Consider the following 25,723-nt stretch of genomic DNA (forward strand, 5'->3'; position numbering starts at 1 on the left):
CCCGGCAATCCCTAGTCATCACGCCTCCAGCCAGCGCAACAGCACCGCGTAGAACGCAGCCGGCTCGACGGGCTTGGCGACGAAGTCGTTCATGCCCGCGTCGAGGCAGTGCTGGCGGTCTTCGGCGAAGGCATTGGCAGTCATCGCCAGGATCGGCAGCTTCGCCTTGCCGGGCAACAGGCGGATCCGGCGGGTCGCCTCGAGGCCATCCATCACCGGCATCTGCATGTCCATCAAGACCAGGTCGAAGTCTTCGACGGCGATCCGCGCCACCGCTTCCGCGCCATCGCCGACCGCGGTCGTCTGCAGGCCGCATTCGTCCAGGAAGAAGCGCGCCACTTCCTGGTTGAGGGGCTCGTCCTCCACCAGCAGGATGCGCGCGCCGGCGTGATCGCGGCGGAGGATGACATCCGCCGGCAGGCGGTCGCCCGACTGCTGCTCGGCGATGCTGACGGCGGGCGCCACGGCGCGGCGGAAGCGCGCCGTGAGCCAGAAGGTGCTGCCGACGCCCGGCTCGCTGCGCACACCGGCCTCGCCGCCCATCAGGCGGGCCAGGCGGCGGGTGATCGCCAGCCCGAGGCCGGTACCGCCGTACTTGCGGGTGGTCGAGTCGTCGGCCTGCTCGAAGGCCATGAACAGGCGCGGCAGGGCCTCGGCCGGGATGCCGATGCCGGTGTCTTCGACCTCGAAACGCAGCAGCAGGCGCTCACCGGCCGCCTCGACGATCCGCACGCGCAGCGTGATGCGGCCGTGCTCGGTGAATTTGACCGCGTTGCCCAGATAGTTGAGCAGGGCCTGGCTCAGGCGCACCGCATCGCCATTGAGCCAGCCCAGTTCCCCGGGCACATCGAAGACCAGCTCCAGGCCCTTCTCGCGCAGGCGCTCGCCGAGCATCGAGCCAATCCGCGCGAGGACCGTGGCGAAGTCGAAATCGGCCTTTTCGAGGACCAGCTTGTCGGCCTCGATCTTGGAGATGTCGAGGATGTCGTTGATGACCCCCAGCAGGTGGTCGGCGGAGCCGAGGATCTTGTCCAGCATGCCGGCCTGCATCCCATCGATGCCGGTTCGGCGCAGCGCGTGGGTGAGGCCGATGATCGCGTTCATCGGGGTACGGATCTCATGACTCATGTTGGCGAGGAACACGCTCTTGGCGCGGGTCGCGCTTTCCGCCTCGTCGGCGCGGTGGGCCAGCTCCTCGTTCAGGGCCTCGATCTCCCGCTCCCTCTCCTTCGCCAAAGTGATGTCGGAAGCCAGGGCAAAGTAGCCGCACACGACGCCGTCCTGGTAGTCGGGGATGTACTGCACCTGGGTCCACCTGCGCACGCCACGCACATCCACCAACGGACGCTCGAAGGATCGCATCTGCCCGCGCAGCACAGCCTCTATGTGGGGACGGGTCATCTCGAACGCCTCTGGGCCGATCACCTGGCGCAGATGCAACCCCTTCACTTCCCGCGGCGTGAGCCCGAACATGCCCTCGAAGGCGTTGTTGGCGAATTCATTGTGCAGGTCGCGGTTCCAGTAGGCGATCAGCGCCGGTACGTTGTCGAGCACCCCGTGCAGCAGCGCTTCGCTCTTGCGCAAAGCCAGTTCCAGCGCCTTGCGCTGGCGGTTGTCGAAGACGGTGGTGCGGGACGCGACGAAGCGACCCGCAGCGTCGCGAATCGCCGTCGAATTGATAAGCACCGCCATCGTGCTTCCGTCCTTGCAACGCAGCTCCCATTCCAGATCCTGAACAAAGCCATCCTCCTGGAAGCGGGCGAAATTTGCCTCGAAGTGCTGCGCCAACTCCGCGGTGAGGACATCGGTCAGATGCAACTTGCCGACCACTTCCCCACGCTGGTAACCCAACCATTCCAGCTCCGTATCGTTGATGCGCAGGAAAACCCCATCACGATCCACCGAGTGGTAGCCACAAGGCGCCCGGTTATAGAGATCCTCGACCTCCACCGAACGCTGGCTCAGCGCCGCATTGGCGGCCCGCAGCTCGGCCGTGCGCACCGACACCTCACGCTCCAGGCGGTCCCGCTCCTTGCTGATGAAATCCTTCTGGCCCGCAACCTGCGCCTGCAGCACGTTGAAGTTGTGCAGCAGCAGGCGGATCTCGCGGCTGCCGGACTCTTCCAGCTGCACCGCCGGCAGTTCCCCGGCAACGGACTCGCCGATCCGCTGCGTCGCCCGTTCGAGAGGGGCCAACGCACGGCGCAGGCCGAACCAGATCAATCCGCCGGCGAGTAGCGCAGCCAGCGCCGCTCCACCATAGATGCGGCCGGTCGCCTCCCGCAGCGGGGCGAAGGCTTCGGCGGTGGGCAGATAGGACACCACCAGCCACTGCCCATCCATCACCGGCGCGGCGGCGCTGATCAGGTCCACCCCTTTCGAGTCCACCGTCCGCCCGGGCCCGAGGTAACCCTCCAGGCGGCGATCGAGCAGCGGATTGACGCCCGCCCCGGGCAGCGGACGCAGGACCCGGCTCGCGTCCGTACTGGCCGCGAAAATGCGCTGCTCGAGGGCATACACGTGAAAACCGCCGGTCTGCCCGTTGCGGACTTCCTCGGTCAGGTGGAAATGGCTGCCCTTCTCGATCAGTTCGGCGCCGCACATGGCACCGAGCAGTTGTCCGTGGCGATCGACGATCGGGACCGCGGCCAGCAGCACCGGCTGGCGCGCAAAACGCCCGAACCACGCGCGGATCACCGGCTTGCGGCTCTCCATCAGGCTCACGAAATACCCGGCGTCCCGGTAGTGGCTGCCGACATGGCCGCGCACCGGACTCTCCGCGATGCGCACGCCATCGCGCCAGATCACATACACGTCACGGGTGAACAAGCGATTGGCCATCGGCTGGGTCAGCAGATAGTCCTGCACCGCACGCGCGGACGGGTCCGGCAAGGCCGCGATGTGCTCCGCCATCACCTTGAGCGTATCGAGGCGGAAGTGCAGTTCCGCATCCAGCGTACGCGCCAGGAAACTCGCCGCGGTGGCCTGCTCGTGGCCGATCAGGGCTTCGAAATCGTCACGCAGGCCGCTGGCCACATGCCAGGCCAGCGCCCCGATCCCGGCCGTGAAGACGAGCACCGACAGCAGTGCTGCCTTGATCTTCAAAGGCAGGACCGAGAACGCATTCCTCCACACGCCGGCTCGCAGTTGCATCGACACCTTGCACCACTCCTCCGCCCTTGCCTCCGCATGCCTGCCACCCCGCGTGGGCTCGGGAATACAATGCGGAAGCGGCGAATCCAACACACCACGTGTAGGAAGGCTCTCCCAGCAGCCTGGCCAACGCTATGCGACACTTCACAAACCACCAGGCTACGACATTTTTTTGGCGCGAGCCCGCGCGGGATGAGAACGCGACACCCAGTCGTGCCACCCGCCAGTCCCTCCAATCACTTTAGATCGACACCCTGCCCATGGATCTGCAACAGCAATTTCGCGATGACGAACTGGAAAAGATCGTCGACGAGGCCACGCTGTACATGTGCGCCTGCCCCGGCCAGGTGGCCTCTGAACTCTTCACCCTGCGCGATCTGATCCGCTACCAGCGCAAATGCCTCGAGAACAGCGACACGGCGCCGGCCGTCCACCGCACGATCGCCGATGCGGCGCTGCAAGCCCATCGACTGATGGAGGACTGCCTGACCCAGGTACTGGAACTGGAAGGCTGGGACCGGCAAACCCTGGTGATGCCCGAAGGCCTGCGCCAGCGCCGCGACGCACTGATCGAGGGCAAGGACTGACACCCCGGAAACAAAAAAACGAAGGGACCACCCCGGGGCTAAACCCCGGGGTGGTCCCTCCACCCGCGCGTCGCTGACTCAGCCGCTCAGCAGCCGGCGGTGACACCCACCTTGGTCGGCGGCGCTTCGGTCGGCACCTCGCCGACGCCGCGCAGGAAAGCCTTGTGCATGTTCTGCAGGGCCGGCTCGTTGGCACCGAAGGTGCTGTAGCGCAGCATGCCGGCGTTGAGGTTCTTCATCACGTTGGTGGACACCCAGTAGTCCTCCTCATCCACCACCTTGCAGATGAACTCGAAGTGCTCCTGCGGCGTGTTGCCATCCCAGCCCTTCTCGCCGCCCTGGCGTACGTAGCTGCGGTAGATGGTGCGGTGCTCACCGGGCTTGTCACCGGGATAGAGCTTGAAGAACTCCACCGACACCGGCGACACCAGCAACGAGGTGTTGGGGTAGATGAAGTGCACCAGCTGGAAGTCGTTGAAGATGTCCAGCGTCCATTCGGACTCGGGGATCTCCTTCAGGCGCTTGATGCTCTCGTTGGGAAAGGCCAGGCGATGGTTGCGCCCCTCGGGGCCAAAGGTATCGAAGGCCGAGGTGTTGCCGATGGAGATGCCGCCGAGGGTGTTCTTGTGCAGGGCCAGGAAGTGGTAGCCCTCGCAGAAGGTGTCCAGCGCCAGCTTCCAGTTGGTCTGCAGCTTCCACTCGTGCTGGGCCACGTAGCCGAGGGAGCCCAGGTCCCACATCTCGAAGACCGGGGCCATGTCACCGAGGATCTCATCCACCGAAACCTTCACGTCGGGGTGCATGCCGGCGAAGATCATCCCGTACTTTTCCTCGACCGGCAGGCGCACCAGGTCGTACAGGGATTTCTCGATGCTGCCGAAGCTCTTCTCTTCCCACACCGCGCGCAGCTTGCCTTTCAGGTCGAAGCCCCAGTTGTGGTACGGGCAGGCCAGCGAGGCGGTCTTGCCGCAGCCGTCCTTCAGGCGCGCGGCGCGGTGGGTACAGGCGTTGAGGAAGGCATTGACCTTGCCTTCGTTGTCGCGGGTCAGCAGCACCGGCACGCCGAGGTCGTCGAAGGTGTAGTAGCTGCCCTTCTCCGGCAGGTCGCTGGAGAAGCACACGAACTGCGGCTCGTCCTTGAAGATGGTGGCCTTCTCGCGCTCGAACAGGGCCTGGTCGGTATACACCGAGGACGGCTGGCGGTAGGCACCGGCGGCGCTGTCGGTGGTGCCGGCATCGACGAGGGCCAGCATGCGCTTGATGAGATCCTTGTAAACCTGAACGTTGTCCATTGTCTCGCTCCTTATCATCAGGACTGTTTGTTTTTTATGTAGGCCGCAGTATCGTCCGTTCGGCCGTTGCCGACAACTACCGGATCAGGTAGTGGCCGGAGCGCCGGGCAGCCCGTCGAAGTAGCGGCCGGCCAGGTTGCCGCCATCCACCACCATCTCGGCGCCGCACACGTAGGAGGCTTCCTCGCCGAGCAGGAACAGGGCCATGCGGGCGATCTCGATGGGCCGGCCGATGCGCGGCACCGGCTGGCTGCGGTAAGCCTTGTCGAGGGCGTCGGTGTCACCGTCGAACATGCTGCCCATGCTCGTGTCGATGCCGCCCGGATGGATCGAATTGACCCGCACGCCGCGCTGGCCCAGCTCCAGCGCCGCCACCCGGCTGAGGCCGCGCAGGCCCCACTTGCTGGCGCAGTAGGCGCCCATCGAGTTCCAGGCCGTCATGCCGCCGATCGACGAAATATTGACGATGCGGCCGTAGCCGCGCGCCGCCATCGCCGGCCCCACGTGCTTGATGCCGAGGAAGGGCCCAACCAGGTTCACGTCCACCACCCGGCGGAAATCCGCCAGGCCGGTCTTGGCCAGGGTTTCCGAGAAGTTGATGCCGGCGTTGTTGACCAGCCCGTCGATGCTGCCCCAGCACTCCAGCACCTCGCTGACGACGCGCTGCCAGTCGGCCTCCTCCGTCACATCGAGATGCTGGAACAGCGCACCGTCGCCGAGCTCGTCGGCCAGCGCCGCGCCATCGGTATCGAGGATGTCGGCGATCACCACGCTGGCACCTTCGGCATGGAACAGGCGCGCCATCGTCGCACCCATGCCGCGTGCCGCACCGGTCACCAGCACTACCCGTCCGGCGAGGCGCTTCATGCCGCCACCCCGGTCTCGACCTGTTCCGCCAGCGCAGCGCGGGCTGCCTCGGTGCCGGCCAGGCGGCCGAACACCACCGCATTGCCGATCGACAGGCCGCCACCACCGTAGCGCGCCCCATGGAAGCAGCCCAGCACCTCGCCCGCGGCGTAGAGACCGGGGATCGGCTGCTGATGCGCGTCGAGCACGCGGGCCTGGCGGTCGATATCGAGGCCGGCGGCGGTCAGGCCGATGATCGCGGCGCGGATCTCCACCGCATAGAACGGCCCCCGGCGGATCGGGAAGTAGGCCGGCGCCTTCTTGAAGAACTGGAAGTCGCCACCGGCGTCGCAGTCAGCGTTGTAGCGGGCCACGGTCTGCGCCAGTGCGGCACCGTCGATGCCGACCTGGTCGGCCAGCGCCGCCAGGCTGTCCGCCACCTTGACGCGGCCGGCCGCGACCTGGGCGCGCAGGGTCGGCTCCTCCCAGGTCGGGATGCTGATACCGGCGTTGTAGGGGTCGAGGTACTTGGTGTTGGTACTGGCTTCCACCAACGCCTGTTCGTCGAAGATCGCCCAGGCCTTGCGCTCGGTCTGCGCATTGAGCAGGTAACCGCACACGCTGTACGGCGACAGCTCGGACATGAAGCGCCGGCCCTCCTTGTTCACCGCGATGATCCACGGCGGCAGGAAGGCCTCCAGCGACTTGCTGAAGCCCGAGGTGGGCAGCACCAGACCGGTGTCGTGACCGACCACGCCGGCGCCGAGCTTCTCGGCCAGCGTGATGCCGTCGCCGAGCACATAAGGCACGTCCTTATGCACCGCCCAGGTCCAGCCCTCGTGACAGGCCGACGGGTACAGGCGCCGCAACATCTCCGGGTTATTGCCGAAGCCGCCGCTGGTGATCACCACCGTCGGCGCGCGCAGCTCGGCGCCGGCGGCACGAATGCCGACGACCCGGCCGTCCTCGAAGAGGATCTCTTCCACACGGCTGCCGAGGGCCGTATCGATGCCCTTCGCCCCGGCCGCGTTGATCAGCGCATCGGCAATGCCGGAACCCGCCCCCTGGCTGGAATGGCCGCGGGCCACCGTGTCCACGCCCGATTTGACCAGCCACTCCTTGGGAAACTCGCTGCCCAGCTCGATCAGCCATTCCAGCGCGGCGCCGCAGTGGTCCGCGTAGTAGCGGATCAGGTCCGGGCGCAGCTGCCATTGGTTGAGGGTCATCAGGTAGTCGTAGAGGTCGTCGGGCGTGTCGTCCATGATGCCGGCGGCCCGCTGCACGCTGGTGCCGCAGGCGTAGAACACCCCGCCCGACTGGGCGGTAGCGCCGCCGAGCCGGCCGTCGGCCTCGACGATCATGCAGCGGGCGCCCTCTTTATGAGCCATCAGCGCGGCGGCCAGGCCGGCGCCGCCCCCGCCGACAATGATCACGTCGTAATCCCAGTCCATCTTGTGTCTCCGTTTCTTGCGTAAGTGGTCGAATGAATTCGACCCCACACGTAGCTTGCCCGTGGGGGCGAATTCATTCGCCCGCAGTCGTAATCAAGTGATACGCACCAGTTGCTTGCCGAGGCTGCGCCCGGCCAGCAGGTCAAGGAGCGCCTGCGGGGCGTTTTCCAGCCCGTCGGCGATGGTTTCGCGGTAATGGATGCGGCCGGCCGCAACATGGCCGGACAGCGCGTCAATGGCCACCGGCCAGCGTGCCGGGTGGTCGCCGACGATGAAGCCCTGCAGCTTCACGCGATTGACGATCAGCGGCAGCAGGCGGCGCAGCCCGGTCGGGCTGGGGTTATCCACCTCCGAGATGGCGCCGCACAGGGCCACCCGCGCAAACGGCTTGAGGCGGCCGACCAGCGCGTCAAGCACTGGCCCGCCGACGTTGTCGAAGATGCAGTCGATACCCTGCGGCACCGCCGCCTTGAGCTGCTGGCGGAAGTCCTCGGCGCGGTAGTCGAGGCAGGCGTCGAAGCCCAGGTCTTCCACCACGTGGCGGCACTTGTCAGGCCCGCCGGCCACGCCGACCACGCGACAGCCGGCGATGCGCGCCAGCTGGCCGGCCACACCGCCGACACCGCCCGACGCTGCGGTGACCACCACCGTCTCGCCGGCCTGCGGCGCGCACAGGTCCATCAGTCCGACCCACGCGGTGACACCGGGCATGCCGGCCACGCCGAGGCCGGCCGACAGCGGCACGCGGGCCGTGTCCACACGGCGCAGGGCCTGGCCCGGCAGCGTGCCGTAGCGCTGCCAGCCGAGGGGGCCGGCCACCGCGTCACCGACCGCGAAATCGGCATGGCGCGACGCGACGACAACACCGGCGGTATCGCCCACCATCACGTCGCCCAGCGCCACCGGCTCGGCATAGGTGCGGATGTCCATCATGCGGCCACGCATGTAGGGGTCGATGGACAGCCACTGGTTGCGTACCAGCACCTCGCCTTCGGCGGGCTCCGGCAACGGCCCTGTCTCGACGCGGAAGTTGGCGGTGGAGGGCTTGCCGTCGGGCCGGCTGGCGAGGACGACTTTCAGGTTGGTTTCGGCCATCGCTCAGCCCCCCGCCCGATCAGCCAAGATCAGCTTGGAGGCCTGCCAGCCCAGCGCCATCGCCGGCCCGTTGGTGTTACCGGAGATCGGCGCCGGCATGACCGAACAGTCCGCCGCGCGCAGGCCCTGCACGCCACGCACGCGCAGGCGTTCATCGACGACGGAAGCGGCATCGCGGCCCATCCGGCAGGTGGCGACGGCGTGGGTGCCGCACAGGGAGGCGCGGCGGAACAGGTCGAGAATCTGCTCATCGGTCTCACAGGCGACGCCGGGGCCGAGCTCCTCCCCGACATAGCCGGCCAGCGCCGGCTGACGCATGTAGCGGCGCATGTAGCGGAGCATGTCGATGGCTGCACGGCAGTCCTCGTCGGTGCTCAGCCAGTTGGGCTTGATGTCCATCGCGGCATTCGGGTCGGCGGAGGTGATGGACATTTCACCTTCGCTGCTCAGGCGCACCAGCTGGCCGTAGGCGGTGATGCCGGGCTGATCCTCGACGCCGTCCGGCACCGGGAAGTTGTCGTCACTGCGCGGATAGGTGAAGGCCGACAGATAGAGCTGGGCGTCCGGCGTCTTCACCGCCGGCGAGGTGCGCACGAAGGCGCCCACCTCAAAGGGCCCGGTGGCCATCGGACCGCTGCGCAGCAGGTAGTACTCCAGCACGCTGCGCACCAGGCCGAGGCCGCGGAAACGGTGGTTGAGGCCCTTGTCGTTCTTCAGGCGGAACGGCAGCAGGAAGCCCAGGTGCTCGCGCATGCGGCGGCCCACGTCAGGCGCATCCACCAGCACCGGCACGCCGGCCTTCTGCAGCACCGCGCCGGGGCCGATACCGGACAGCTGCAGGATCTTCGGCGTCAGCATCGCGCCGCCGGACAGGATCACCTCGCCGCGGCAGCGGTAGCTGACTGCCTCGCCGTTGCGCCGGCCGGCCACGCCGACCGCCCGCGTGCCGTCGAACAGCACCCGGTCCACGTGCACGCCGGTCATCACCTTCAGGTTGGGCCGCCGCCGGGCCGGCTCCAGGAAGGCCTTGGCGGCGCTCCAGCGCCGCCCCTTGTGGATGGTGTGGGCGTAATAGCCGACGCCTTCCTGGTCCTCCCGGTTGAGGTCTTCCTTGCGCTGCAGGCCCATGTCCTGGCCGGCGCGGATCATCGCCTCGCTGACCGGGTAGCGGAACTTGCCGGCGCTGACGTGCAGCGGTCCGCCCACGCCACGCAGCTCGTCGGCGCCGAGGTCATGGTTCTCGATGGTGCGGAAGACTTCCTTCATCGTCGCCCAGTTCCAGTCGGCCCCCGCCGCCTCGCCCCAGGCTTCGTAGTCTTCCGGCTGGCCGCGCACGTAGATCATGCCGTTGATGGCGCTGGAGCCGCCGAGGCCCTTGCCGCGCACCCACATCTCGCCGGGCGGCAGACCCGGCAGGCGCGGCTGCTGGACCGGAAAGTGCCAGGCATGGGCCGGCATCGCGACCAGCTTGGCGAAGCCCTTGGGCATGTTCACCAGCGGCGTCGCGTTGTGATCGCCAGCCTCCAGCAGCAGCACGCGGCTACGGCCGTCCTCCGACAGGCGGTTGGCCAGCACGCAGCCGGCCGAACCGGCGCCGACGACGATGTAGTCGTAGTGTTCCATGAATGCCGTTCTCCTCCAGCCTCGCGCGGCGTCACCGGTCCGGCTGCGTCTTCATTTTTACAAACAAACAATTTTGTTTGTTTAAGACTACTCCGCTTCGGTGCAAAAACCAAGGGGCGACCGGAGACAAATTCTCTGTCCAGCGCCTCACGCTGTGGGTTGTAGGGGCGAATTCATTCGCCCGCAGTGGTCGATCCACGTGCGAAGGGCGAATGAATTCGCCCCTACGGTGTCTTCCGACGTGGGCCCGCGTCTCCCCGAGCTGGGGTTGGGCCTGTGGGGGAGCCTCACTCGGGCAGCGTCACCTTGCGGCGCAGTACCACCGGCTTGCCGCCGGCACTCTTCTTGACCAGCCAGTGAGCCAGCGCGGAATCCAGGTAGTCGGCGTGGCCCGGGAACCAGCGCGCCAGTTCGGCGGCGAACTCGCGGCCGATGGCGATGTTGCCGGCAGCCACCAGCGGCTCGACCTCGCGGGCCGAGCCCAGCACCGCATTGTGGTCGTCCACATGACAATCGGTGGCCGGAAAGTCGCTCGCCTCCATCCACGCCTTCTCGTCGGCGAAATGCTTTTCGGCATGCTCGATGAAGGCGCGCACGTTGCCGGCCAGTTCGTCGTCGGCACAGGTGAGCATGGCGTTCACCACGTCCACGAACTCCCGGTGGGTGTCGTCCATCGGCGTGTAGCCGAGCAGGTAATTGTCGGTCCACGGCAGGCCGTTCGTTTCTTCGCTCATTGCTGTCTCCTAGTGATCTTGTGTTGTGCTTTACCGCGTCAGTATCCCAGAGCGGCTAGCTCCTTGGCCAGATAGGCCTTCTGCCCGTCCCCCGACCAGTCCGTCGCGTCGAAAAGGGAATGGATGGCGATACCCAGCAATTGCACCAGCAGGCGCCGGGCGGCGGTGCCCACGTCGTCCGGCACCACGCGGCAGCGCCCGGCGGCAACCCGCGCCTCCAGCACGCGCTGCAGGATGGAACGCGCGTTCTCGGCCTGGGAGCGTTGCTCGGCGGCGAAATCCGCATCCACCAGGGCCATCTGCCAGAACGCGAAATAGACCTTCCACTCCCCCAGCCGGGCCGGGTCCAGCGGCAGCAGCGCCTCGATGCTGCCCTGCAAGTCGGCCGGGTCCCGCGCCAGCACCTCGTCCACCCGCTGCTGGGCGTCGAGCGCCGACGAGCGGTAGGTGTACAGCAGCAGCTCGCGTTTGTTGGCGAAGTAGTGGGTGACGATGGTCGTGCTGAATCCGGCCTCGGCGGCGATCTGGCGCATCGTCACCGCGTCCAGCCCGACACGGGAAATGATGTCGGTGGCGATGCGGGCGATCTGCCGGCGGCGGCTTTCGTGGTCGACGGGTGCAGGCATGTGTTGACTCTTCAATCAGGCTTGGTCTAGTTTACAACACGTGTTGTAAATAAAAAAAGGCGCGGCGCAACAAAGCTCCGGACGAACCGGACACGCACCGCGCTGGAGACTCGGCAGGCCCCGGACAAGGCCCGCCCCAAGACGAAAATCCAAAGGAGAACGTGATGAGCAGCACTACCCCCAAGCAGTCCACCCGTCGCGACCTGCTGAAGCGCGGTGCCATCGCCGCGGGCAGCCTGGCCACCCTCGGCCTCGCGCCCTCTGCCGCCGAGGCAGCCAAGGCTTCCGCCCAGAAGTGGGACCATGAAACCGACGTGGTCTGCGTCGGCTCCGGCGCGGCCGCCTGCGCTGCTGCAGTCACCGCGGTCGGCCAAGGCGCCAAGGTGATCCTGGTCGAGAAGATGCCGCTGCCCGGCGGCACCACCGGCAAGTCCGGCGGCGTCACCTGGATTCCCAACAACCCTTTCCTGCGCGCCCGCGGCATCCAGGACGACAAGCTCGACTGCCTGCGCTACCTGGCCCGCTACGCCTACCCCCGCGAATACACGCCGCACAGCCCGACCCTCGGCCTCGACCCGCACGACTACCGCCTGCTGGAGACCTTCTACGACAAGGGCTCGAAGATGATCGAGCACCTGGGCAAGCTGGACGCGGTGCATTTCCGTGAATTCAAGATGTGGTTCGTGGACAAGTACGCCCCGGATTATGCCGACCACCTGCCGGAGAACAAGGTCTCCCGCGGCCGCGCTCTCGAACCGGCGGCCGGCGCCGGCTCCAGCGTCGGTGGCGGCAGCCTGGCCAGCCAGATGGAAAAGTGGCTGGCCGCCCGCAAGATGCCGATCCTCCTCGAACACCGGGTCACCCGCGTCGTGAAGGACGGCGAGCGCGTGGTCGGCATCGAGGCCATGCACGGCGACAAGCTGGTGCGCATCAAGGCCCGCCGCGGCGTGGTCTTCGGCACCGGCGGCTTCGCCCACAACACCGAGCTGGTCGGCCTGCACCAGCCCGGCCTGTATGGCGCCTGCGCAATGCCCGGCTCGACCGGCGACTTCATCTCCATCGCCGGCGCTGCCGGTGCCCGCATGGGCAGCCTCAACACGGCCTGGCGCACCCAGGTCGTGCTGGAGGAAGCCCTGCAGAACCGCGCCATCGGCATGGGCGCCTTCGTGCTGCCGGGGGACTCGATGATCCTGGTCAACAAGTACGGCCGGCGCATCGTCAACGAAAAGATCAACTACAACGACCGCACCCAGGTGCACTTCGTCTTCGATCCGGTGAAGAAGGAGTACCCCAACCAGTTCCAGTTCATGATCTTCGACGGGCGCAGCCTGGACGCCTTCGGCGGCGCCTTCCCGATCCCCGCCGACCGCCGCGCCTCGCCGCACCTGATCGAGGGCGCCAGCCTCGCCGAGCTGTCCGCCAACATCGCCGCGCGCCTCGACAAGCTGCAGGACAAGACCGGCGGCTTCAAGCTGGAAGCGGACTTCGCCAGCCAGCTCGCCGACACCGTCGGCCGCTTCAACGGCTACGCGAAGACAGGCAAGGACCTGGAGTTCGACCGCGGCGCGCACGACTACGACAAGGACTGGCAGGCCCTGTTCTCGCCGGTGCGCAAAGGCAGCAGCCAGCCCGCCAACCCGATGCCCAACGTGACGATGCACCCGTTCACCGAGCAGGGTCCGTACTACGCCTTCATCCTCGCCCCGGGTGCCCTCGACACCAACGGCGGGCCGATGATCAACGAGCACGCCCAGGTGCTCGACACCAATGGCAAGCCGATCCCCGGCCTCTACGGCGCCGGCAACTGCATCGCCAGCCCGGCTCGCGGCGCCTACTACGGCGCCGGCGGCACCATCGGCATGGCGCTCACCTTCGGCTACATCGCCGGCCTGCACGCCACCGGAGCTGCAGCCTGATGCGCCCCGCCAGCTTCGCGACCCTCGCGGTCGCTGCGCTGGCGGCCCTGGCATCCGCCGGTGCCGGGGCCGCCGCGCCCGCCGTCAGCGCCTCTGTCAGTTTCGCCCGCGACGTCGCCCCCGTGCTGCGCGCCAACTGCGCGACCTGCCACCTCACCGGCCAGGAAGCCGGCCAGATGAAGCTCCACCCAGGCGGCGCCTACGCTTCCCTGGTCAAGGTGGCCTCGGTGGAGAGCCCACTGCAGCGGGTCGCGCCCGGCGCGCCGGACAAGAGCTACCTGATGCACAAACTGGACGGCACCCACCTGGACGCCGGCGGCAGCGGGGAGCGCATGCCCTTCGGCCAGCCGCCCCTCGACGACGCCACCCGTGAGCTGCTGCGCCGCTGGATCGCCGCCGGCGCCGCCAACAACTGACAACAAGAAACACCGGAGACAAAACATGACGCAGCCCCCCGAAATCCTGCGCGCCGCGCAGATTGACCGCTGGAACGACGAAGCCGACGTGATCGTCGTCGGCATGGGCATCGCCGGTGCCTGCGCGGCCCTGGAAGCCCAGCGCGCCGGCGCCGACGTGCTGGTGATCGAACGCGCCAGCGCCGGCGGCGGGGCCAGCGCCCTGTCGTCCGGCATCTTCTACCTGGGCGGCGGCACCGCCGTACAGCAGGCCGCCGGCTACGAGGATACCCCGCAGGCCATGTACGACTTCCTGATGGCCAACGGCGTGTCGCCGGACGCGGAGATCATCCGCGCCTTCTGCGACGGCTGCGTCGAGCATTTCGACTGGCTGGAAGCCGAGGGCGTGCCCTTCGAGCGCAGCTACTTCCCGGGCAAGGCGGTGTTCCTGACCACCACCACCTGCCTGATGAGCACCGGCAACGAGAAGGTGTGGCCCTACCGGGAGGTCGCCAAGCCCGCCCCGCGCGGCCACAAGGTCGCCCGCGAAGGCGAGAACGCCGGCTCGCTGGCGATGGAAGCCCTGCTGGCCCGCTGCGCCGAAGCCAAGCTGCGCACCCATTTCGACAGCCAGGTCACGGCGCTGGTCATCGACGACGACGGCCGCGTGGTCGGCGTGCGCTACCGCAAGACCGGCGAGGACCGCTTCGCCCGCACCGCCCGCGGGGTGATCCTGTCCACCGGCGGCTACAACATGAACAAGGAACTGCTGGCCGCCCACATGCCGCACATGCTCGGCAACTCCGAGCCCCTCGGCGTGCCCTACAACGACGGCGCCGGCATCCTGCTCGGCCAGTCGGCCGGCGCGGCCACCCAGTCGATGAGCGGCGTCATCGCCACGGCTTCGTTCTACCCACCGAGCCAGCTCATCAAGGGCATCCTGGTGAACACCCGCGGCGAGCGCTTCGTCGCCGAGGATTCCTACCACGGCCGCACCGCCGCCTTCATCACCGAGCAACCGGGCCGCAAGGCCTACCTGATCCTCGATTCGGAGATCTTCGCCTACCTGATCCTCGATTCGGAGATCTTCGCCTACCCGGAGCTAACGGACTTCTCCCACCACACGCTGGTGGACGGCTGGGAAACTGTCGAGGAGATGGAAGCTGGCCTGGCGCTGCCGCCGGGCTCGCTGCAGCGCACCCTCGACGACTACAACCGCCACGCGGAGAACGGCGAGGACCCGCTGCTGCACAAGCACCCGGAGTGGATCAAGCCCCTCACCGCCGCGCCGTACGCCGCCTTCGACGTGTCCTTCAACAAGTCGGTGTATCTGTTCATCACCCTCGGCGGCCTCAAGACCAACGCCCGCACGGAAGTCATCGGCGTGGATGGCGCCGTGGTTCCCGGCCTCTACGCGGCGGGCGCCTGCGCCTCCAGCGTGTCCCGCGACGGCAAGGACTACGCCAGCGGTCTCAGCCTCGGGCCGGGCTCGTTCTTCGGCCGCGTCGCCGGACGCCTGGCCGCCAGCGCCGGCTGACACCTCCGCCCCAGCCCCGTTTTCCCACCCCCGTGACCAAGGAGACTGCCATGGTCCGCAACACCGCCGCCCGCTTCCGCGAAGGCCTCGCCACCAGCCCCTCCCTCGCCGCGGCCGGGCGCCTGCTGGCCGAGTACTCCGCGGCGTTGGGCTGGGAACGCGCCGCCTTCCAGGTGGACATGGAGCAGACCCGCCTGGCGCTGGCAGAGGACGGCCGCTTCGTCGCCATCGACATGGGCTGGTCGACGGACACCCTGAAGCACTGGCAGGACGACCGCCTGGCCCTGCACTGCCCGGTTACCCGGCGCTGCGGGCGCAGCATGGACGCCTTCCTGTGGGACGCCGACCCGGACAGCGAGACCTGGCGCGGCGAAGCCCTCGACGCCGCGCAGCGGGACACGCTGGCGGCCTACCGGGACTGCGCCGACGGCGCGGTGACGGTGCCGGTGCACCGCCCCGGCGGCAAGACCGGTTACGTGTCCTGGTTCGGCCACGACCCAGCCGCGCTGCGCCGCCGCCACCGGGACACCTGGCGCGAGACCTGGCTGATCTCCCACGCCTTCATCGCCCGGGCGGATGCCCTCGAAAGCGCCGCCCGCAAGCGCGACGCTCAGGCCGCCGCCGACACCCTGTCGCCACGGGAGCTGGAGTGCCTGTCGTGGGTGGCCCGCGGCAAGACCGACGAGGAGATCGGGCTGATCCTCGGCCGCTCCCGCGAGACCGTCCATTTCCACCTCGGCAAGGCCATGAAGAAGCTGCAGGCCAGCAACCGCAGCCACGCGGTGGCCATCGCCTGCACCCTCGGCCTGATCCGCCTGTTCTGAGCCCACCATGGCCCTGACCCACATCCATACCCCGCTCCGCCTCGGCTCCGTCGAGCTGAAGAACCGCGTCGTGCGCACCGCCCACGCCACCAACCTCGGCGGCGGCACGATGAGCGACGCGCTGATCGGCTACCACCGGGCCCGCGCCGAAGGCGGCGTCGGCCTGTCGATCATCGAGATCCTGTCGGTCCACCCGACGACGCCAGCGACCCTCAACGTGTTCACCCCCGGTATCGGCGAGGGCTACCGCAAGCTGGTGGACGCCGTCCGCCCCCACGGCATGAAGCTGTTCCAGCAGCTCTGGCACGGCGGCCACAACGCGCTGCCGGTGGACGGCTCGCCGCCCTGGTCGGCCTCCGACGTGCCGAGCCCGACGATAGGCGTGACGCCGCAGCCGATGAGCCAGGCGATGATCGACGAGATCGTCGCCGCCTACGCCGACACGGCGCGGCAATGCGAAGCCTGGGGCCTCGACGGCGTGGAGATCCACGGCGCCCACGGCTACCTGCCGGCCCAGTTCCTGTCCCGCAACGCCAACCGGCGCGACGACGCCTATGGCGGCAGCCTGGCCAACCGCATGCGCTTCCTGCTGGAAGTGGTGACGGCGGTGCGCCGCGCCGTGTCGCCGGGCTTCGCCGTCGGCGTGCGGATGGCCCCGGACCTGTCCGCCGGCGGCATCGGCGTTAGCGACGTCCAGCAGGTGGTGGCTGAGCTGGAGGAGCGCCGGCTGATCGACTTCGTCGACGTCTCCCTCGGCGACTACCACGCCTTTCCCAAGCTGATCGGCGCGATGCACGAGCCCCTCGGCTACGAAATGGCTACCAGCGCACCCATCGCCCGCGCAGCGCGCGCACCGGCCATCGTCACCGGCCGCTTCCGCACCCTGGAAGAGGCCGACCAGGTGATCCGCGCCGGCGATGCCGACCTGGTCGCGCTAACCCGCGCCCATATCGCCGACCCGGAGCTGGTCAGCAAGACCCTCGCCGGCCACCCGGAACGGGTGCGCCCGTGCATCGCCTGCAACCAGGGATGCGTCGGCGGCCTGCTCGGCCCGGCGGCGCGCATGGGCTGCACCGTCAATCCGGCCGTCGGCCTCGAGGACAGCCTGGAGGACGCCCGCCTTCAGCCTGCCGTCACGCCACGCCGCGTGCTGGTCGTGGGCGGCGGCCCAGCCGGCCTGGAAGCGGCCCGCGTGGCGGCCCTGCGCGGCCACCGGGTGACCCTCGCCGAAGCGGCCGACAAGCTCGGCGGCACGCTGCGCATCGCCGCCCGCGCGCCCCAGCGCCACGGCATCGGCGACATCGCGGCGTGGCTCGAACAGGAGATCTATCGCCTCGGCGTGGAGGTGCGCCTGTCGTCCTACCTGGGCGCCGATGACATCCGCCGGGAGGCACCGGAGGCGGTAATCCTGGCCACCGGCTCACTACCGCGCATGGACGGCATTCAGCTGTCCCACCCGGGCGAGCCGATCGCCGGCATCGACCGCCCCCACGTGCTGTCGAGCTGGGATCTGCTGACTGAAAAGCCGCCGCGGGCGGTCCGCAGCGCGGTGGTCATCGACGACGTGGGCCACTACGAAGGCATCGCCGCCGCCGAACACCTCGTCGCGCTCGGCGCCGAAGTCCATTTCGTAACCCGCCACGCCGCCTTTGCACACCAGATGGAGGCCGCCTTGTCCGCCGAGCCGGCCCTGCAGCGCCTGGCTCGCGGCCGCTTCCACCTGCACCTGCGCACCCGCGCCCTCGCCATCGGACCCGACCACGTCGAACTGCTGCCGGCCTACCTGTCGCCCGAGGGGCCCGGTGCGTTCCGGGTCGCCGCCGAGCGGGTCGTCTTCATCTCCCACAACGCGCCATGCCGGGACCTGGCGGACGAACTGGCCAACAGCGGACTGCCGCTCCGGCTGATCGGCGACGCCTGCTCGCCGCGCTTCCTGCCGACGGCGCTGCGCGAAGGCCGGCTGGCCGGCATGGCCATCGACAGGATGGTCGGCCAGCCGGCCTGAGGCGCTGACGAAACAGGCCTGGCTCCACATAAAAAACCAACTATATTGTTTGTTATTGGAGTAGTATTTCCGCCAACACAAGTCACCGGAACGGCCGGACAGCCAGCACACCGAGCCGTGCCCGAATCGCAGACGTCACCGCCGCACAGACGGCGGGGCGTCCCCCGACGGACGAGACCTTGACCATCCATATCAATGAGGGCCGGTCCCGAGCCGGCACCGAAGGAGGACGACATGAGCACCGAGCAACGCATCGAAGAGGCAAAGGAGCGCGGCAAATTCCTGCGCGGCGACCCGATCACCGGCGACCGCTATTACTCCAGGGAATTCGCCCAGAAGGAATGGGACCACGTCTTCACCCGCACCTGGCAGATCGGCGGCATGGCGGCCCAGCTGGCCAAGCCCGGCTCGACCGTGACCCAGAACATCGGCGCGGAATCCATCCTGATGACCAGCGACGAAGACGGCACGATCCGCGCCTTCTACAACGTCTGTCCGCACCGCGGCAACCGACTGGTTGCCGATGACGGCAAGTGCGGTGTGAAGCGCATGGTGTGCGCCTACCACAGCTGGGCCTTCAGCCTGGACGGCGTGGTGCGCCACGTGCGTGACGCCGAGGACTACCCGCAGGGCAACCCGATCGGCAAGATGAAGCTGAAGGAGATCCGCTGCGAAACCCTCGGCGGCCTGGTGTGGTTCAACATGGACCCGAACGCCCCGTCCCTGCGCGACTACCTGGGCGTCGTCGCCGATCAGCTGGAGGCCTACCAGACCGCCAACTGGACGCGGGTCAACTGGATGACCGGCCTGGTGGACTGCAACTGGAAGATCATCCACGACAACTTCAACGAGGCCTATCACATCCTCAGCCTGCACCGCGAGCTGGGCACCTTCATCGACGACGCCTACCAGAACACCGAGTTCGAGCTGTACAAAAACGGCCACAACGTGATGAAGATGAAGGGCCACCTGCCCTCCGCCAATTCCCGCGTGAACGTCGTGCAGCCGCCGCTGGACGCCATCCTGCGCGAATGGGACCTGGACCCGGCGGCCTTCGAAGGCCGCGTGCGCGACACCCGCGTGGCGCTGCAGCAGCAGAAGCGCGCCCTCGGCCCCGCCCGCGGCCACAAGCACTATGAAGGCGTGTCGGACGCCCAGCTGACTGACTACCACCACTTCACGATCTTCCCGAACACCACGCTGACCATGGCCAGCGACTTCTTCCAGGTCCTGCGGCCGCTGCCGCACCCCAGCGATCCGGAGAAATGCCTGTTCGACCACTGGGTCATGATGCCGCCGGTGGAAGGCCGCGACGAGGTGGACACCCCGACCGGCAAGCGCAAGTTCGAGCCGGCACCGCACGAGACCTTCCTGCACGGCGAGGCCTCCATCGGCTTCGTCGCCGACCAGGATCTGAGCGTCGCCGTGGCCCAGCAGCTCGGCCTGCACTCCCGCGGCTACCAGGACGCCTACCTGTCCGGCCAGGAAGACCGCGTGCGCCGCCTGCACGAAGTGATCAACGACTACATCGAAGGCCGCCGCTGAGCGGTCCGGCCTGCTCCCCATGGGGGCAGGCCAGGCAGAGCACCTGCGGGGGATGCCCTGTGGGGGCGAATTCATTCGCCCTCTGCGCGTGGCCCGACCGCTGCGGGCGAATGAATTCCCCCACAACAAACCCCGCCCCAACCCGCAACCCACTCCAACGGAAACCGCCATGCAAAAAGAATTCGACAACAAGGTCGTCCTCATCACCGGCGCCGGCTCCGGCATCGGCCGCGCCGCCGCCCTGGCCTTCGCCCGCGAGGGTGCCCGCGTCGCCGTGGCCGACATCACCGAGGCCGGCGGCAAGGACACCGTCGCCCAGATCGAGGCCGCCGGCGGCACCGCCCGCTTCTTCCGCCTCGACGTCACCAAGTCTTCGGAGGTCGAGAGCCTGGTGCGCCAGATCGTCGAGACCTGGGGCCGCCTCGACATCACCCTCAACAACGCCGGCGTGGACAACGACATGGCGCCGATCACCGAGACCTCCGAAGCGGACTTCGACCGGGTCATCGCGGTGAACCTGAAGGGCGTCTGGCTGTGCATGAAGTACGCCATCGCGCAGATGGAAAAGCAGGGTGGCGGCGTGGTCATCAACACCGCCTCGGCCCTCAGCATCACCGTGGTGCCCGGAGCCTCCCCCTACAACGCCAGCAAACATGCGGTGGCCGGCCTGACCAAGACGGTGGCGGTGGAGGTCGGCGGCAAGAACATCCGCGTCAATGCGATCTGCCCCGGCGTGATCCGCACCCCGCTGCTGGAAAACCACCCCAACCTGCCGGAGCTGGAGAAGAGCCTGCTGCCGCTGCACCCCATCGGCCGCCTCGGCCAGGTGGACGAGGTTGCCAACGCGGTGCTGTGGCTGGCCTCCGACAAGGCCTCCTTCGTCCACGGCGCGCTGCTGACCGTGGATGGCGGCTGGACCGCGATGTAGGGGCGAATTCATTCGCCCTGGGGGGTCGATCCACGCACAGTGGGCGAATGAATTCGCCCCTACCGAACTCGACCAGCCCACTCGATGATGCACCACGGCCCTCCATTCACCTCCGCGGGCGAATGAATTCGCCCCCTCGGGAGACTGCCATGCCCCACACCCTCAACCGCCAGATCACCCTCGCCCGCCGCCCGGACGGCATCCCCGAGGCGGACGACTTTGCCTGGAGCAAGGTCCCGGTCCCCGAGCCCGCCGACGGCGAGGTGCTGATCCAGAACCTCTACCTGTCCCTCGACGCGGCGATCCGCAGCTGGATGAAGCCGGACTGCACCTACTTCCCGCCGATCCCCATCGGCGCACCGGTGCGCAGCACGGCCCTCGGCCGCGTCGTCAAGAGCCGCAACCCGGCCCACAAGGAAGGCGACTACGTGGTCGCCTACGCCTGCAGCGCGTGGCAGGACTACTCGGTGATCGGCGCCGACGGCATCCTCCACACGGTCCAGCCGAGTCCCGACTTTCCGCTGCATTACCACCTGAGCATCTTCAGCGCGATGGGCCTGACGCCCTACTTCGGCATGCTCGACATCGGCCAACCCAAGCCCGGCGAAACCGCGCTGATCAGCGCCGCTGCCGGCGCGGTCGGCTCGATCGCCGGGCAGATCGCCAAGATCAAAGGCTGCCGCGTGGTCGGCATCGCCGGCAGCGACGAGAAGTGCCGCATGCTGGTGGACGAGCTCGGTTTCGACGCCGCCTTCAACTACAAGGGCAAGAACACCGAGCAACTGTCCCGCGACATCGCCGAGCTGTGCCCCAAGGGCGTGGACATCTTCTTCGATAACGTCGGCGGCGAGATCCTCGACGCGGCGCTGCTCAACCTGGCCATGTTCGCGCGCATCGCGTTCTGCGGCGCCATCGGCGACTACACCAAGAGCGGCCCGATCCCCGGCCCCTACAACTACTGGCAGATCCTGGCCCGCTGCGCCACCGTGCGGGGCTTCCTGACGCTCTACTACCAGGACCAGTTCCCTGCCGCCATCGCCGAGATGAAGGGCTGGGTGGACAGCGGCCAGCTGAAGTTCAGCGAGGACATCTCGGTCGGCCTCGACAGCACCATTCCGGCCTTCGCCAAGCTGTTCACCGGCGCCAACACCGGCAAGCTGCTGGTCAAGCTGACCGACGAAGACCTCTAAGCGAAACAAGAAAACCCCGGAGCACCGCCGGCCAGGCGGCGCTCCGGGGTTCGCATTTCAGGCGTGGAAGCCGCCCGTCAGCTGCTGCAGCTCGAACACATTGCCGTCCGGATCACGGCCGTAGGTGGCCTTGGCCACGCCGAAATCCTGCGGCGGGGTGTGGAAGCGCACGCCGGCGGCGCTCAGGCGGTGGTATTCCGCGTCCACGTCATCCACGTCGAAACACAGGTGGGTGATGCCGTGCTTGTGCACCGGCCGCTCGCCATCGACCTTCGGCGGCTGCGTCGGCGCCGCGAACTGGAACAGCTCCACGCACAGTGGGCCGAGCTCCAGCATCACCGTCGTCGCCGCGGTTTCCGGCAGGTCCATGACCCGGTCGATCTTGGCCTGGTCGCCGTTCCAGCTGGCGCGGGCAATCTCCCGGAAGCCGAGCAGGTCGCAATAGAAGGCCTGCAGGCGCGGCAGGTCGGCGGTGGACAGGGCCACGTGATGAACTGCGCGAATCATCCCATGCCCCTCCTCAGTACTTGTAGGACTGGCCGCCGTCGATGGGGACGACCGCCGCGTTGATGAAAGTCGACTCGTCCGACAGCAGGAATGCCACCACCGTCGCCACCTCCTCCGGCCGCCCGAAGCGCTGCATCGGGTTGGCGCTGACGAACTGCCGCCCGACCGCCTCCCAGTTGTCGCCGCCCATCTGGCGCAATGAGCCTTCCACCATCGGCGTCATGATCGCGCCGGGCGCCACCGCATTGACGCGGATGCCGTACTGCCCGTACTCGACCGCCGAATTGCGGGTCAGCCCGACCACCCCGTGCTTGCTGGCCGAATAGCCCGACTGGTTGCCAACGCCCCGGATGCCACCAACCGACGCCATGTTGACGACCGCCCCGCAGCCCTGCTTCTGCATCACGGCGAGCACATGCTTGAGGCCGTAGAAGACGCCGTTGAGGTTCACATTGACGACCCGGTGGAACTCCTCGATGCCGTAGTCGGCGGTCGGGTTCTGGCGGCCTTCAACCCCGGCGTTGTTGAAGAAGCCGTCGAGGCGCCCGTAGCGGGCCACCGTGTCGGCCACGAAGGCTGCCACCGCCGGCTCGTCGGTCACGTCGGCGACCGTCAGGCTGACCGGCGCATCCGGCCGGAACTCGAGAATCTGGCGGCGGGTTTCCTCGAGGGATGCGGCACCCACATCCACCATCGCCAGGCGGGCGCCCTCGCGGGCCAGTTGTAATGCCGTCGCCCGGCCGAGCCCGGAACCGGCGCCGGTGATTAGCACCACCTTGTTGTCGAAACGCATGCGGCTTTTCTCCTCCTTGTTGGATGAAAGGCCGGAAGCCTCGCGGCTTCCGGCCTCATTCGCTCAGACTCAGGGCCTCAGGGCACCAGGCCGAGCTGGTAGACGCGGTCATTGCGGTCCCGCGAGCCCTGGATGCGGTAGGCGGCGAACTCACCGTCCTCACGGCCGGCATAGGGCCAGCAGCCGTTCCAGTCCATCACCAGGTCGCGGTGGCGCATTTTCCAGACGCCGTCGCGCTTTTCCCACACGTCACGGTAACGCATGTTGTCCGGGCAGTTGATCCTGGTGCCGTCGGGCAGCGCCGCCGCCGCGTTGCCGAGCATGTAGGACTCGGCGCGGGCCAGCGTGTCGCTGTCGAACTCGATCAGCACGTTGGCGATGCGGTGATAGGCCCAGATCAGGTTGTCCTTGATGAAGGGAATGTCGTAGTCGCAGAAGGCGTGGGCGTTGCCGTCGAAGATGCCGAAGATCACCGTACCGTCGTGGTGGAAGGTGGACTTCAGCAGCTCGAGGTCGCAGCGATCGACGGCCTGGATGTAGCGGCACATCTGCTCGTGGATCGCCTGCTTGTCCGCCAGCGCGCGGATGCGGGCGGCGCTGCTCATGCCTTTTCTCCGAACAGGGTATAGCTGGGGTCGTCCTTGCCGCGGGTACCGCGCAGCTTGATCATGCCGAACAGGCCCTCGTCCCACACGGTGGTGGTCGGGAAGCTCATGTTCCACTCGTGCACGAAGGTACGCCGGGCGATCTTCCAGGCCCCGCCGACCTTGCGGTACTCGTCCAGGTAGCGGCCGCCGATCAGGGTGTCGGTCTTGGCGCCGTCCTTGTTCCAGGTGCTGACGGTGATCACGTACAGCTCCCCGCGGGCCGTGTCGCCCTCCACCTGGTAGAACTCGTTGGACACCGAGTGGAAGCTACGCTCCAGGCCGGCAGGCGCCACGCACACGCCGACAAACTCGCTGGCCGGGCCGCTGAAGCCGCCATCGCTGACCTGCGCGCCGTCGGCGAACAGGCTGGCCAGCAGGCTGCGGTCGGCGCGGTCGGCGGCGCGGGCGAACAGGGTGCCCAGTTCGCGCAGGGCCTGCTTGTCTTCCAGTTGCTGCAAAAGCTGCTGCTCGTTGTTGTCACTCATGCTGGTCTCCTTCTTGGGTGAATCGTCTTTGTAATGATCGCCGCCCCGTTTCGGGGTCAGCGGTTGGCGTAGCCGGCATCCACGTTGATGGTGGTGCCGGTGACGTAGGAAGCGAGGTCGGAAGCCAACCACAGGCTGGCCTGGGCGACTTCCCGCGCCTCGCCGAAGCGGCCGAGCAGGCTCAGCGCCGCGGCGAAATCGGCCTCGCTGGCGCCCATCGCGTCGAGCGCGCCGCGCAGCATCGGGGTGTCGATGGCGCCCGGCGCCACCGCATTGACGCGGATCTTGTGCACGCCGTTCTCCAGCGCCGCGACCTTGGTCAGGCCGATGACGCCGTGCTTGGCCGCGACATAGGCGCCGTTGTTGGGCTGGGGCCGGAAGGAGCTCACCGAACCGATGTTCACGATCGAACCGCCCTGCCCCTGGCGGATCATCTGGGCCAGCTGGTAGCGCAGGCACAGGGCCACGCCCTTCAGGTCCACCGCCATCACCTTGTCGAACTCGGCTTCATCCAGTTCGGCAAGCGGCCGCGTGTCGGGGGTCACCGCTGCATTGTTCACCGCCACGTCGAGACGCCCGAAGCACTCGACGGTGGCACGGACCAGCTGGTCCACGTCGGCGCCGACGGCCACGTTGGCCTTGTGGAACAGCGCCGTGCCGCCAGCCTGTTCGATGCGGGCGACGACCTCGCGGCCGGCCGCCTCATTGACGTCCGACACCACCACCCTGGCGCCGGCTTCGGCGAACAGCAGCGCCGTAGCGGCGCCCATGCCCATTCCGGCGCCGGTGACGATGGCAACCTTGTTGTGCAGGCTCGGTCCTGTCATGGTTTTCTTCTCCTCTTCCTCGTTGTGTTCATTGTTCGGTTGCCGGCGCCAGCACCACTTCCTCGCGGACCAGCAGGCCACGCAGGCTGCCCGGCGCCACCAGCCCGCGGCCGGCCTCCGCGGCGCGCTGCGCCCAAGCTGCCTGCAGGCTGCGCACATCCGGCCACCAGCTACATTCCACGCCGTCGAAGGCGGTGGAAACATCGTCCGGCGCCTCGACGGCCTGGCGGGTCAGGCGCAGCGGCCGGGCGCCGGGCAACAGCGAGGCACCGTCGCCGGCCAGCCACAGGCGCGTGAAGCTGTCACGGGACAGGGCCGGGTCGCGCTGCCACACCAGCATCAGCTTCACCGCGCCGTCCAGCGCGTCTCGCCGCCGCCCGTCGATAAGACGCTCACGAGCGACGCAGGCGATTGCCGGCGGCGTCATGAAGCACGCCTCGTCCGGCCCCGCCCCTTCCCGGTATTCACGGCTGTCCACTAGCCGGGACAGCGCCGCCACGTCGTCGATCCACAGTTCAGGCGCCCCGTCGGCCATCCGCGCCAGCCCCTCGGGCTGCCAGTCCAGCGCGTGGTTCTGGATGTAGCCACGGAAGAAGCCGGCCTCCACCAGCTTCAGCGCGTGGTCCTTGTGGGTGGTCCGCCAGTATTCGCTGAAGCGGGCCTGGCTGAAGTCGGCGCGGCGGTGCAGGAAACTCACGACCTTGAGGGCGTCCACGC

General features: G+C 68.0%; 23 protein-coding genes. 9 read left to right on the top strand and 14 right to left on the bottom strand.

The window, feature by feature from the left end; translation table 11 throughout:
• Positions 1 to 18 precede the first annotated feature (18 nt).
• Positions 19 to 3,153: an ATP-binding protein gene (locus ACE3RX_RS00575; RefSeq protein WP_374479417.1), complete on the bottom strand. Its 3,135-nt coding sequence runs from the start codon at positions 3,151 to 3,153 to the stop codon at positions 19 to 21.
• Between the two features lie 260 nt (positions 3,154 to 3,413).
• On the opposite strand from ACE3RX_RS00575, the gene ACE3RX_RS00580 reads away from it, so the two are divergent.
• On the top strand, positions 3,414 to 3,740 hold the full coding sequence (locus ACE3RX_RS00580; RefSeq protein WP_374479208.1) for a hypothetical protein: 327 nt from the start codon (positions 3,414 to 3,416) through the stop codon (positions 3,738 to 3,740).
• Between the two features lie 86 nt (positions 3,741 to 3,826).
• On the opposite strand, the gene ACE3RX_RS00585 is transcribed toward ACE3RX_RS00580, so the two are convergent.
• The 7 genes from ACE3RX_RS00585 to ACE3RX_RS00615 form a co-directional block, all read right to left on the bottom strand.
• Positions 3,827 to 5,032, bottom strand: a complete 1,206-nt coding sequence (locus tag ACE3RX_RS00585) for an SRPBCC family protein (protein ID WP_374479210.1) — start codon at positions 5,030 to 5,032, stop codon at positions 3,827 to 3,829.
• Between the two features lie 84 nt (positions 5,033 to 5,116).
• The gene (locus ACE3RX_RS00590) at positions 5,117 to 5,899 is read right to left on the bottom strand and encodes an SDR family NAD(P)-dependent oxidoreductase (RefSeq protein WP_374479212.1); all 783 of its coding nucleotides are present in this window, start codon (positions 5,897 to 5,899) and stop codon (positions 5,117 to 5,119) included.
• Positions 5,896 to 7,329, bottom strand: a complete 1,434-nt coding sequence (locus ACE3RX_RS00595; protein WP_374479214.1) for an FAD-dependent oxidoreductase — start codon at positions 7,327 to 7,329, stop codon at positions 5,896 to 5,898. The genes ACE3RX_RS00590 and ACE3RX_RS00595 overlap by 4 nt, the downstream gene beginning before the upstream one ends.
• A 93-nt stretch (positions 7,330 to 7,422) precedes the next feature.
• Positions 7,423 to 8,424, bottom strand: coding sequence for an NADP-dependent oxidoreductase (locus ACE3RX_RS00600; protein WP_374479216.1), 1,002 nt, complete (start codon positions 8,422 to 8,424; stop codon positions 7,423 to 7,425).
• 3 nt (positions 8,425 to 8,427) lie between these two features.
• Positions 8,428 to 10,047, bottom strand: a complete 1,620-nt coding sequence (locus tag ACE3RX_RS00605; protein ID WP_374479218.1) for a GMC family oxidoreductase — start codon at positions 10,045 to 10,047, stop codon at positions 8,428 to 8,430.
• 287 nt (positions 10,048 to 10,334) lie between these two features.
• Positions 10,335 to 10,781 carry a bacteriohemerythrin gene (locus tag ACE3RX_RS00610; RefSeq protein ID WP_374479220.1) on the bottom strand — a complete coding sequence of 149 codons (447 nt, stop codon included), beginning with the start codon at positions 10,779 to 10,781 and terminating at the stop codon, positions 10,335 to 10,337.
• Between the two features lie 38 nt (positions 10,782 to 10,819).
• On the bottom strand, positions 10,820 to 11,407 hold the full coding sequence (locus ACE3RX_RS00615; protein WP_374479222.1) for a TetR/AcrR family transcriptional regulator: 588 nt from the start codon (positions 11,405 to 11,407) through the stop codon (positions 10,820 to 10,822).
• A gap of 164 nt (positions 11,408 to 11,571) precedes the next feature.
• Here ACE3RX_RS00615 and ACE3RX_RS00620 point away from each other — a divergent pair, with 164 nt between their 5' ends.
• The 8 genes from ACE3RX_RS00620 to ACE3RX_RS00655 all read left to right on the top strand — a co-directional run bounded on the left by ACE3RX_RS00620 (position 11,572) and on the right by ACE3RX_RS00655 (position 21,747).
• The gene (locus tag ACE3RX_RS00620; RefSeq protein ID WP_374479225.1) at positions 11,572 to 13,323 is read left to right on the top strand and encodes an FAD-dependent oxidoreductase; all 1,752 of its coding nucleotides are present in this window, start codon (positions 11,572 to 11,574) and stop codon (positions 13,321 to 13,323) included.
• Positions 13,323 to 13,739, top strand: a complete 417-nt coding sequence (locus ACE3RX_RS00625) for a hypothetical protein (RefSeq protein WP_374479227.1) — start codon at positions 13,323 to 13,325, stop codon at positions 13,737 to 13,739. Before ACE3RX_RS00620 ends, ACE3RX_RS00625 begins: the two co-directional genes overlap by 1 nt.
• 25 nt (positions 13,740 to 13,764) lie before the next feature.
• On the top strand, positions 13,765 to 15,255 hold the full coding sequence (locus tag ACE3RX_RS00630) for an FAD-binding protein (protein ID WP_374479229.1): 1,491 nt from the start codon (positions 13,765 to 13,767) through the stop codon (positions 15,253 to 15,255).
• Between the two features lie 50 nt (positions 15,256 to 15,305).
• Positions 15,306 to 16,079 (top strand): LuxR C-terminal-related transcriptional regulator, encoded by a 774-nt coding sequence (locus ACE3RX_RS00635; RefSeq protein WP_374479231.1) that lies wholly within the window; start codon positions 15,306 to 15,308, stop codon positions 16,077 to 16,079.
• A 7-nt stretch (positions 16,080 to 16,086) separates the two neighbouring features.
• Positions 16,087 to 18,084 (top strand): FAD-dependent oxidoreductase, encoded by a 1,998-nt coding sequence (locus ACE3RX_RS00640; protein WP_374479233.1) that lies wholly within the window; start codon positions 16,087 to 16,089, stop codon positions 18,082 to 18,084.
• Positions 18,085 to 18,318: 234 nt separating this feature from the next.
• Positions 18,319 to 19,629 (top strand): SRPBCC family protein, encoded by a 1,311-nt coding sequence (locus ACE3RX_RS00645; protein WP_374479235.1) that lies wholly within the window; start codon positions 18,319 to 18,321, stop codon positions 19,627 to 19,629.
• Between the two features lie 169 nt (positions 19,630 to 19,798).
• Positions 19,799 to 20,557: an SDR family NAD(P)-dependent oxidoreductase gene (locus ACE3RX_RS00650; protein ID WP_374479237.1), complete on the top strand. Its 759-nt coding sequence runs from the start codon at positions 19,799 to 19,801 to the stop codon at positions 20,555 to 20,557.
• 149 nt (positions 20,558 to 20,706) lie between these two features.
• A complete protein-coding gene (locus tag ACE3RX_RS00655; protein WP_374479239.1) occupies positions 20,707 to 21,747 on the top strand; it encodes an NADP-dependent oxidoreductase in 1,041 nt (346 codons plus the stop codon).
• Between the two features lie 57 nt (positions 21,748 to 21,804).
• Here ACE3RX_RS00655 and ACE3RX_RS00660 read toward each other — a convergent pair whose 3' ends face one another.
• The 6 genes from ACE3RX_RS00660 to ACE3RX_RS00685 form a co-directional block, all read right to left on the bottom strand.
• Complete coding sequence (locus tag ACE3RX_RS00660) at positions 21,805 to 22,254, bottom strand: VOC family protein (protein ID WP_374479241.1); 450 nt, start codon at positions 22,252 to 22,254, stop codon at positions 21,805 to 21,807.
• 13 nt (positions 22,255 to 22,267) lie between these two features.
• Entirely contained in the window at positions 22,268 to 23,047 is a 780-nt protein-coding gene (locus ACE3RX_RS00665; RefSeq protein ID WP_374479243.1) for an SDR family oxidoreductase, read from the bottom strand.
• A 77-nt stretch (positions 23,048 to 23,124) separates the two neighbouring features.
• Positions 23,125 to 23,652, bottom strand: a complete 528-nt coding sequence (locus ACE3RX_RS00670) for a nuclear transport factor 2 family protein (RefSeq protein WP_374479245.1) — start codon at positions 23,650 to 23,652, stop codon at positions 23,125 to 23,127.
• Complete coding sequence (locus ACE3RX_RS00675; protein ID WP_374479247.1) at positions 23,649 to 24,179, bottom strand: nuclear transport factor 2 family protein; 531 nt, start codon at positions 24,177 to 24,179, stop codon at positions 23,649 to 23,651. Before ACE3RX_RS00675 ends, ACE3RX_RS00670 begins: the two co-directional genes overlap by 4 nt.
• Positions 24,180 to 24,235: 56 nt before the next feature.
• The gene (locus tag ACE3RX_RS00680) at positions 24,236 to 25,006 is read right to left on the bottom strand and encodes an SDR family NAD(P)-dependent oxidoreductase (RefSeq protein ID WP_374479249.1); all 771 of its coding nucleotides are present in this window, start codon (positions 25,004 to 25,006) and stop codon (positions 24,236 to 24,238) included.
• Between the two features lie 28 nt (positions 25,007 to 25,034).
• Positions 25,035 to 25,721, bottom strand: coding sequence for an EthD domain-containing protein (locus ACE3RX_RS00685; protein WP_374479251.1), 687 nt, complete (start codon positions 25,719 to 25,721; stop codon positions 25,035 to 25,037).
• Between the last annotated feature and the right edge of the window lie 2 nt (positions 25,722 to 25,723).

The organism is Zoogloea sp. (assembly GCF_041914405.1).
Lineage (GTDB): Bacteria > Pseudomonadota > Gammaproteobacteria > Burkholderiales > Rhodocyclaceae > Zoogloea.

Coding starts and splice junctions, on each gene's coding strand:
- ACE3RX_RS00575 (WP_374479417.1), bottom strand. CDS start 3,153: ATGCAACTGCGAGCCGGCGTGTGGAGGAATGCGTTCTCGGTCCTGCCT.
- ACE3RX_RS00580 (WP_374479208.1), top strand. CDS start 3,414: ATGGATCTGCAACAGCAATTTCGCGATGACGAACTGGAAAAGATCGTC.
- ACE3RX_RS00585 (WP_374479210.1), bottom strand. CDS start 5,032: ATGGACAACGTTCAGGTTTACAAGGATCTCATCAAGCGCATGCTGGCC.
- ACE3RX_RS00590 (WP_374479212.1), bottom strand. CDS start 5,899: ATGAAGCGCCTCGCCGGACGGGTAGTGCTGGTGACCGGTGCGGCACGC.
- ACE3RX_RS00595 (WP_374479214.1), bottom strand. CDS start 7,329: ATGGACTGGGATTACGACGTGATCATTGTCGGCGGGGGCGGCGCCGGC.
- ACE3RX_RS00600 (WP_374479216.1), bottom strand. CDS start 8,424: ATGGCCGAAACCAACCTGAAAGTCGTCCTCGCCAGCCGGCCCGACGGC.
- ACE3RX_RS00605 (WP_374479218.1), bottom strand. CDS start 10,047: ATGGAACACTACGACTACATCGTCGTCGGCGCCGGTTCGGCCGGCTGC.
- ACE3RX_RS00610 (WP_374479220.1), bottom strand. CDS start 10,781: ATGAGCGAAGAAACGAACGGCCTGCCGTGGACCGACAATTACCTGCTC.
- ACE3RX_RS00615 (WP_374479222.1), bottom strand. CDS start 11,407: ATGCCTGCACCCGTCGACCACGAAAGCCGCCGCCGGCAGATCGCCCGC.
- ACE3RX_RS00620 (WP_374479225.1), top strand. CDS start 11,572: ATGAGCAGCACTACCCCCAAGCAGTCCACCCGTCGCGACCTGCTGAAG.
- ACE3RX_RS00625 (WP_374479227.1), top strand. CDS start 13,323: ATGCGCCCCGCCAGCTTCGCGACCCTCGCGGTCGCTGCGCTGGCGGCC.
- ACE3RX_RS00630 (WP_374479229.1), top strand. CDS start 13,765: ATGACGCAGCCCCCCGAAATCCTGCGCGCCGCGCAGATTGACCGCTGG.
- ACE3RX_RS00635 (WP_374479231.1), top strand. CDS start 15,306: ATGGTCCGCAACACCGCCGCCCGCTTCCGCGAAGGCCTCGCCACCAGC.
- ACE3RX_RS00640 (WP_374479233.1), top strand. CDS start 16,087: ATGGCCCTGACCCACATCCATACCCCGCTCCGCCTCGGCTCCGTCGAG.
- ACE3RX_RS00645 (WP_374479235.1), top strand. CDS start 18,319: ATGAGCACCGAGCAACGCATCGAAGAGGCAAAGGAGCGCGGCAAATTC.
- ACE3RX_RS00650 (WP_374479237.1), top strand. CDS start 19,799: ATGCAAAAAGAATTCGACAACAAGGTCGTCCTCATCACCGGCGCCGGC.
- ACE3RX_RS00655 (WP_374479239.1), top strand. CDS start 20,707: ATGCCCCACACCCTCAACCGCCAGATCACCCTCGCCCGCCGCCCGGAC.
- ACE3RX_RS00660 (WP_374479241.1), bottom strand. CDS start 22,254: ATGATTCGCGCAGTTCATCACGTGGCCCTGTCCACCGCCGACCTGCCG.
- ACE3RX_RS00665 (WP_374479243.1), bottom strand. CDS start 23,047: ATGCGTTTCGACAACAAGGTGGTGCTAATCACCGGCGCCGGTTCCGGG.
- ACE3RX_RS00670 (WP_374479245.1), bottom strand. CDS start 23,652: ATGAGCAGCGCCGCCCGCATCCGCGCGCTGGCGGACAAGCAGGCGATC.
- ACE3RX_RS00675 (WP_374479247.1), bottom strand. CDS start 24,179: ATGAGTGACAACAACGAGCAGCAGCTTTTGCAGCAACTGGAAGACAAG.
- ACE3RX_RS00680 (WP_374479249.1), bottom strand. CDS start 25,006: ATGACAGGACCGAGCCTGCACAACAAGGTTGCCATCGTCACCGGCGCC.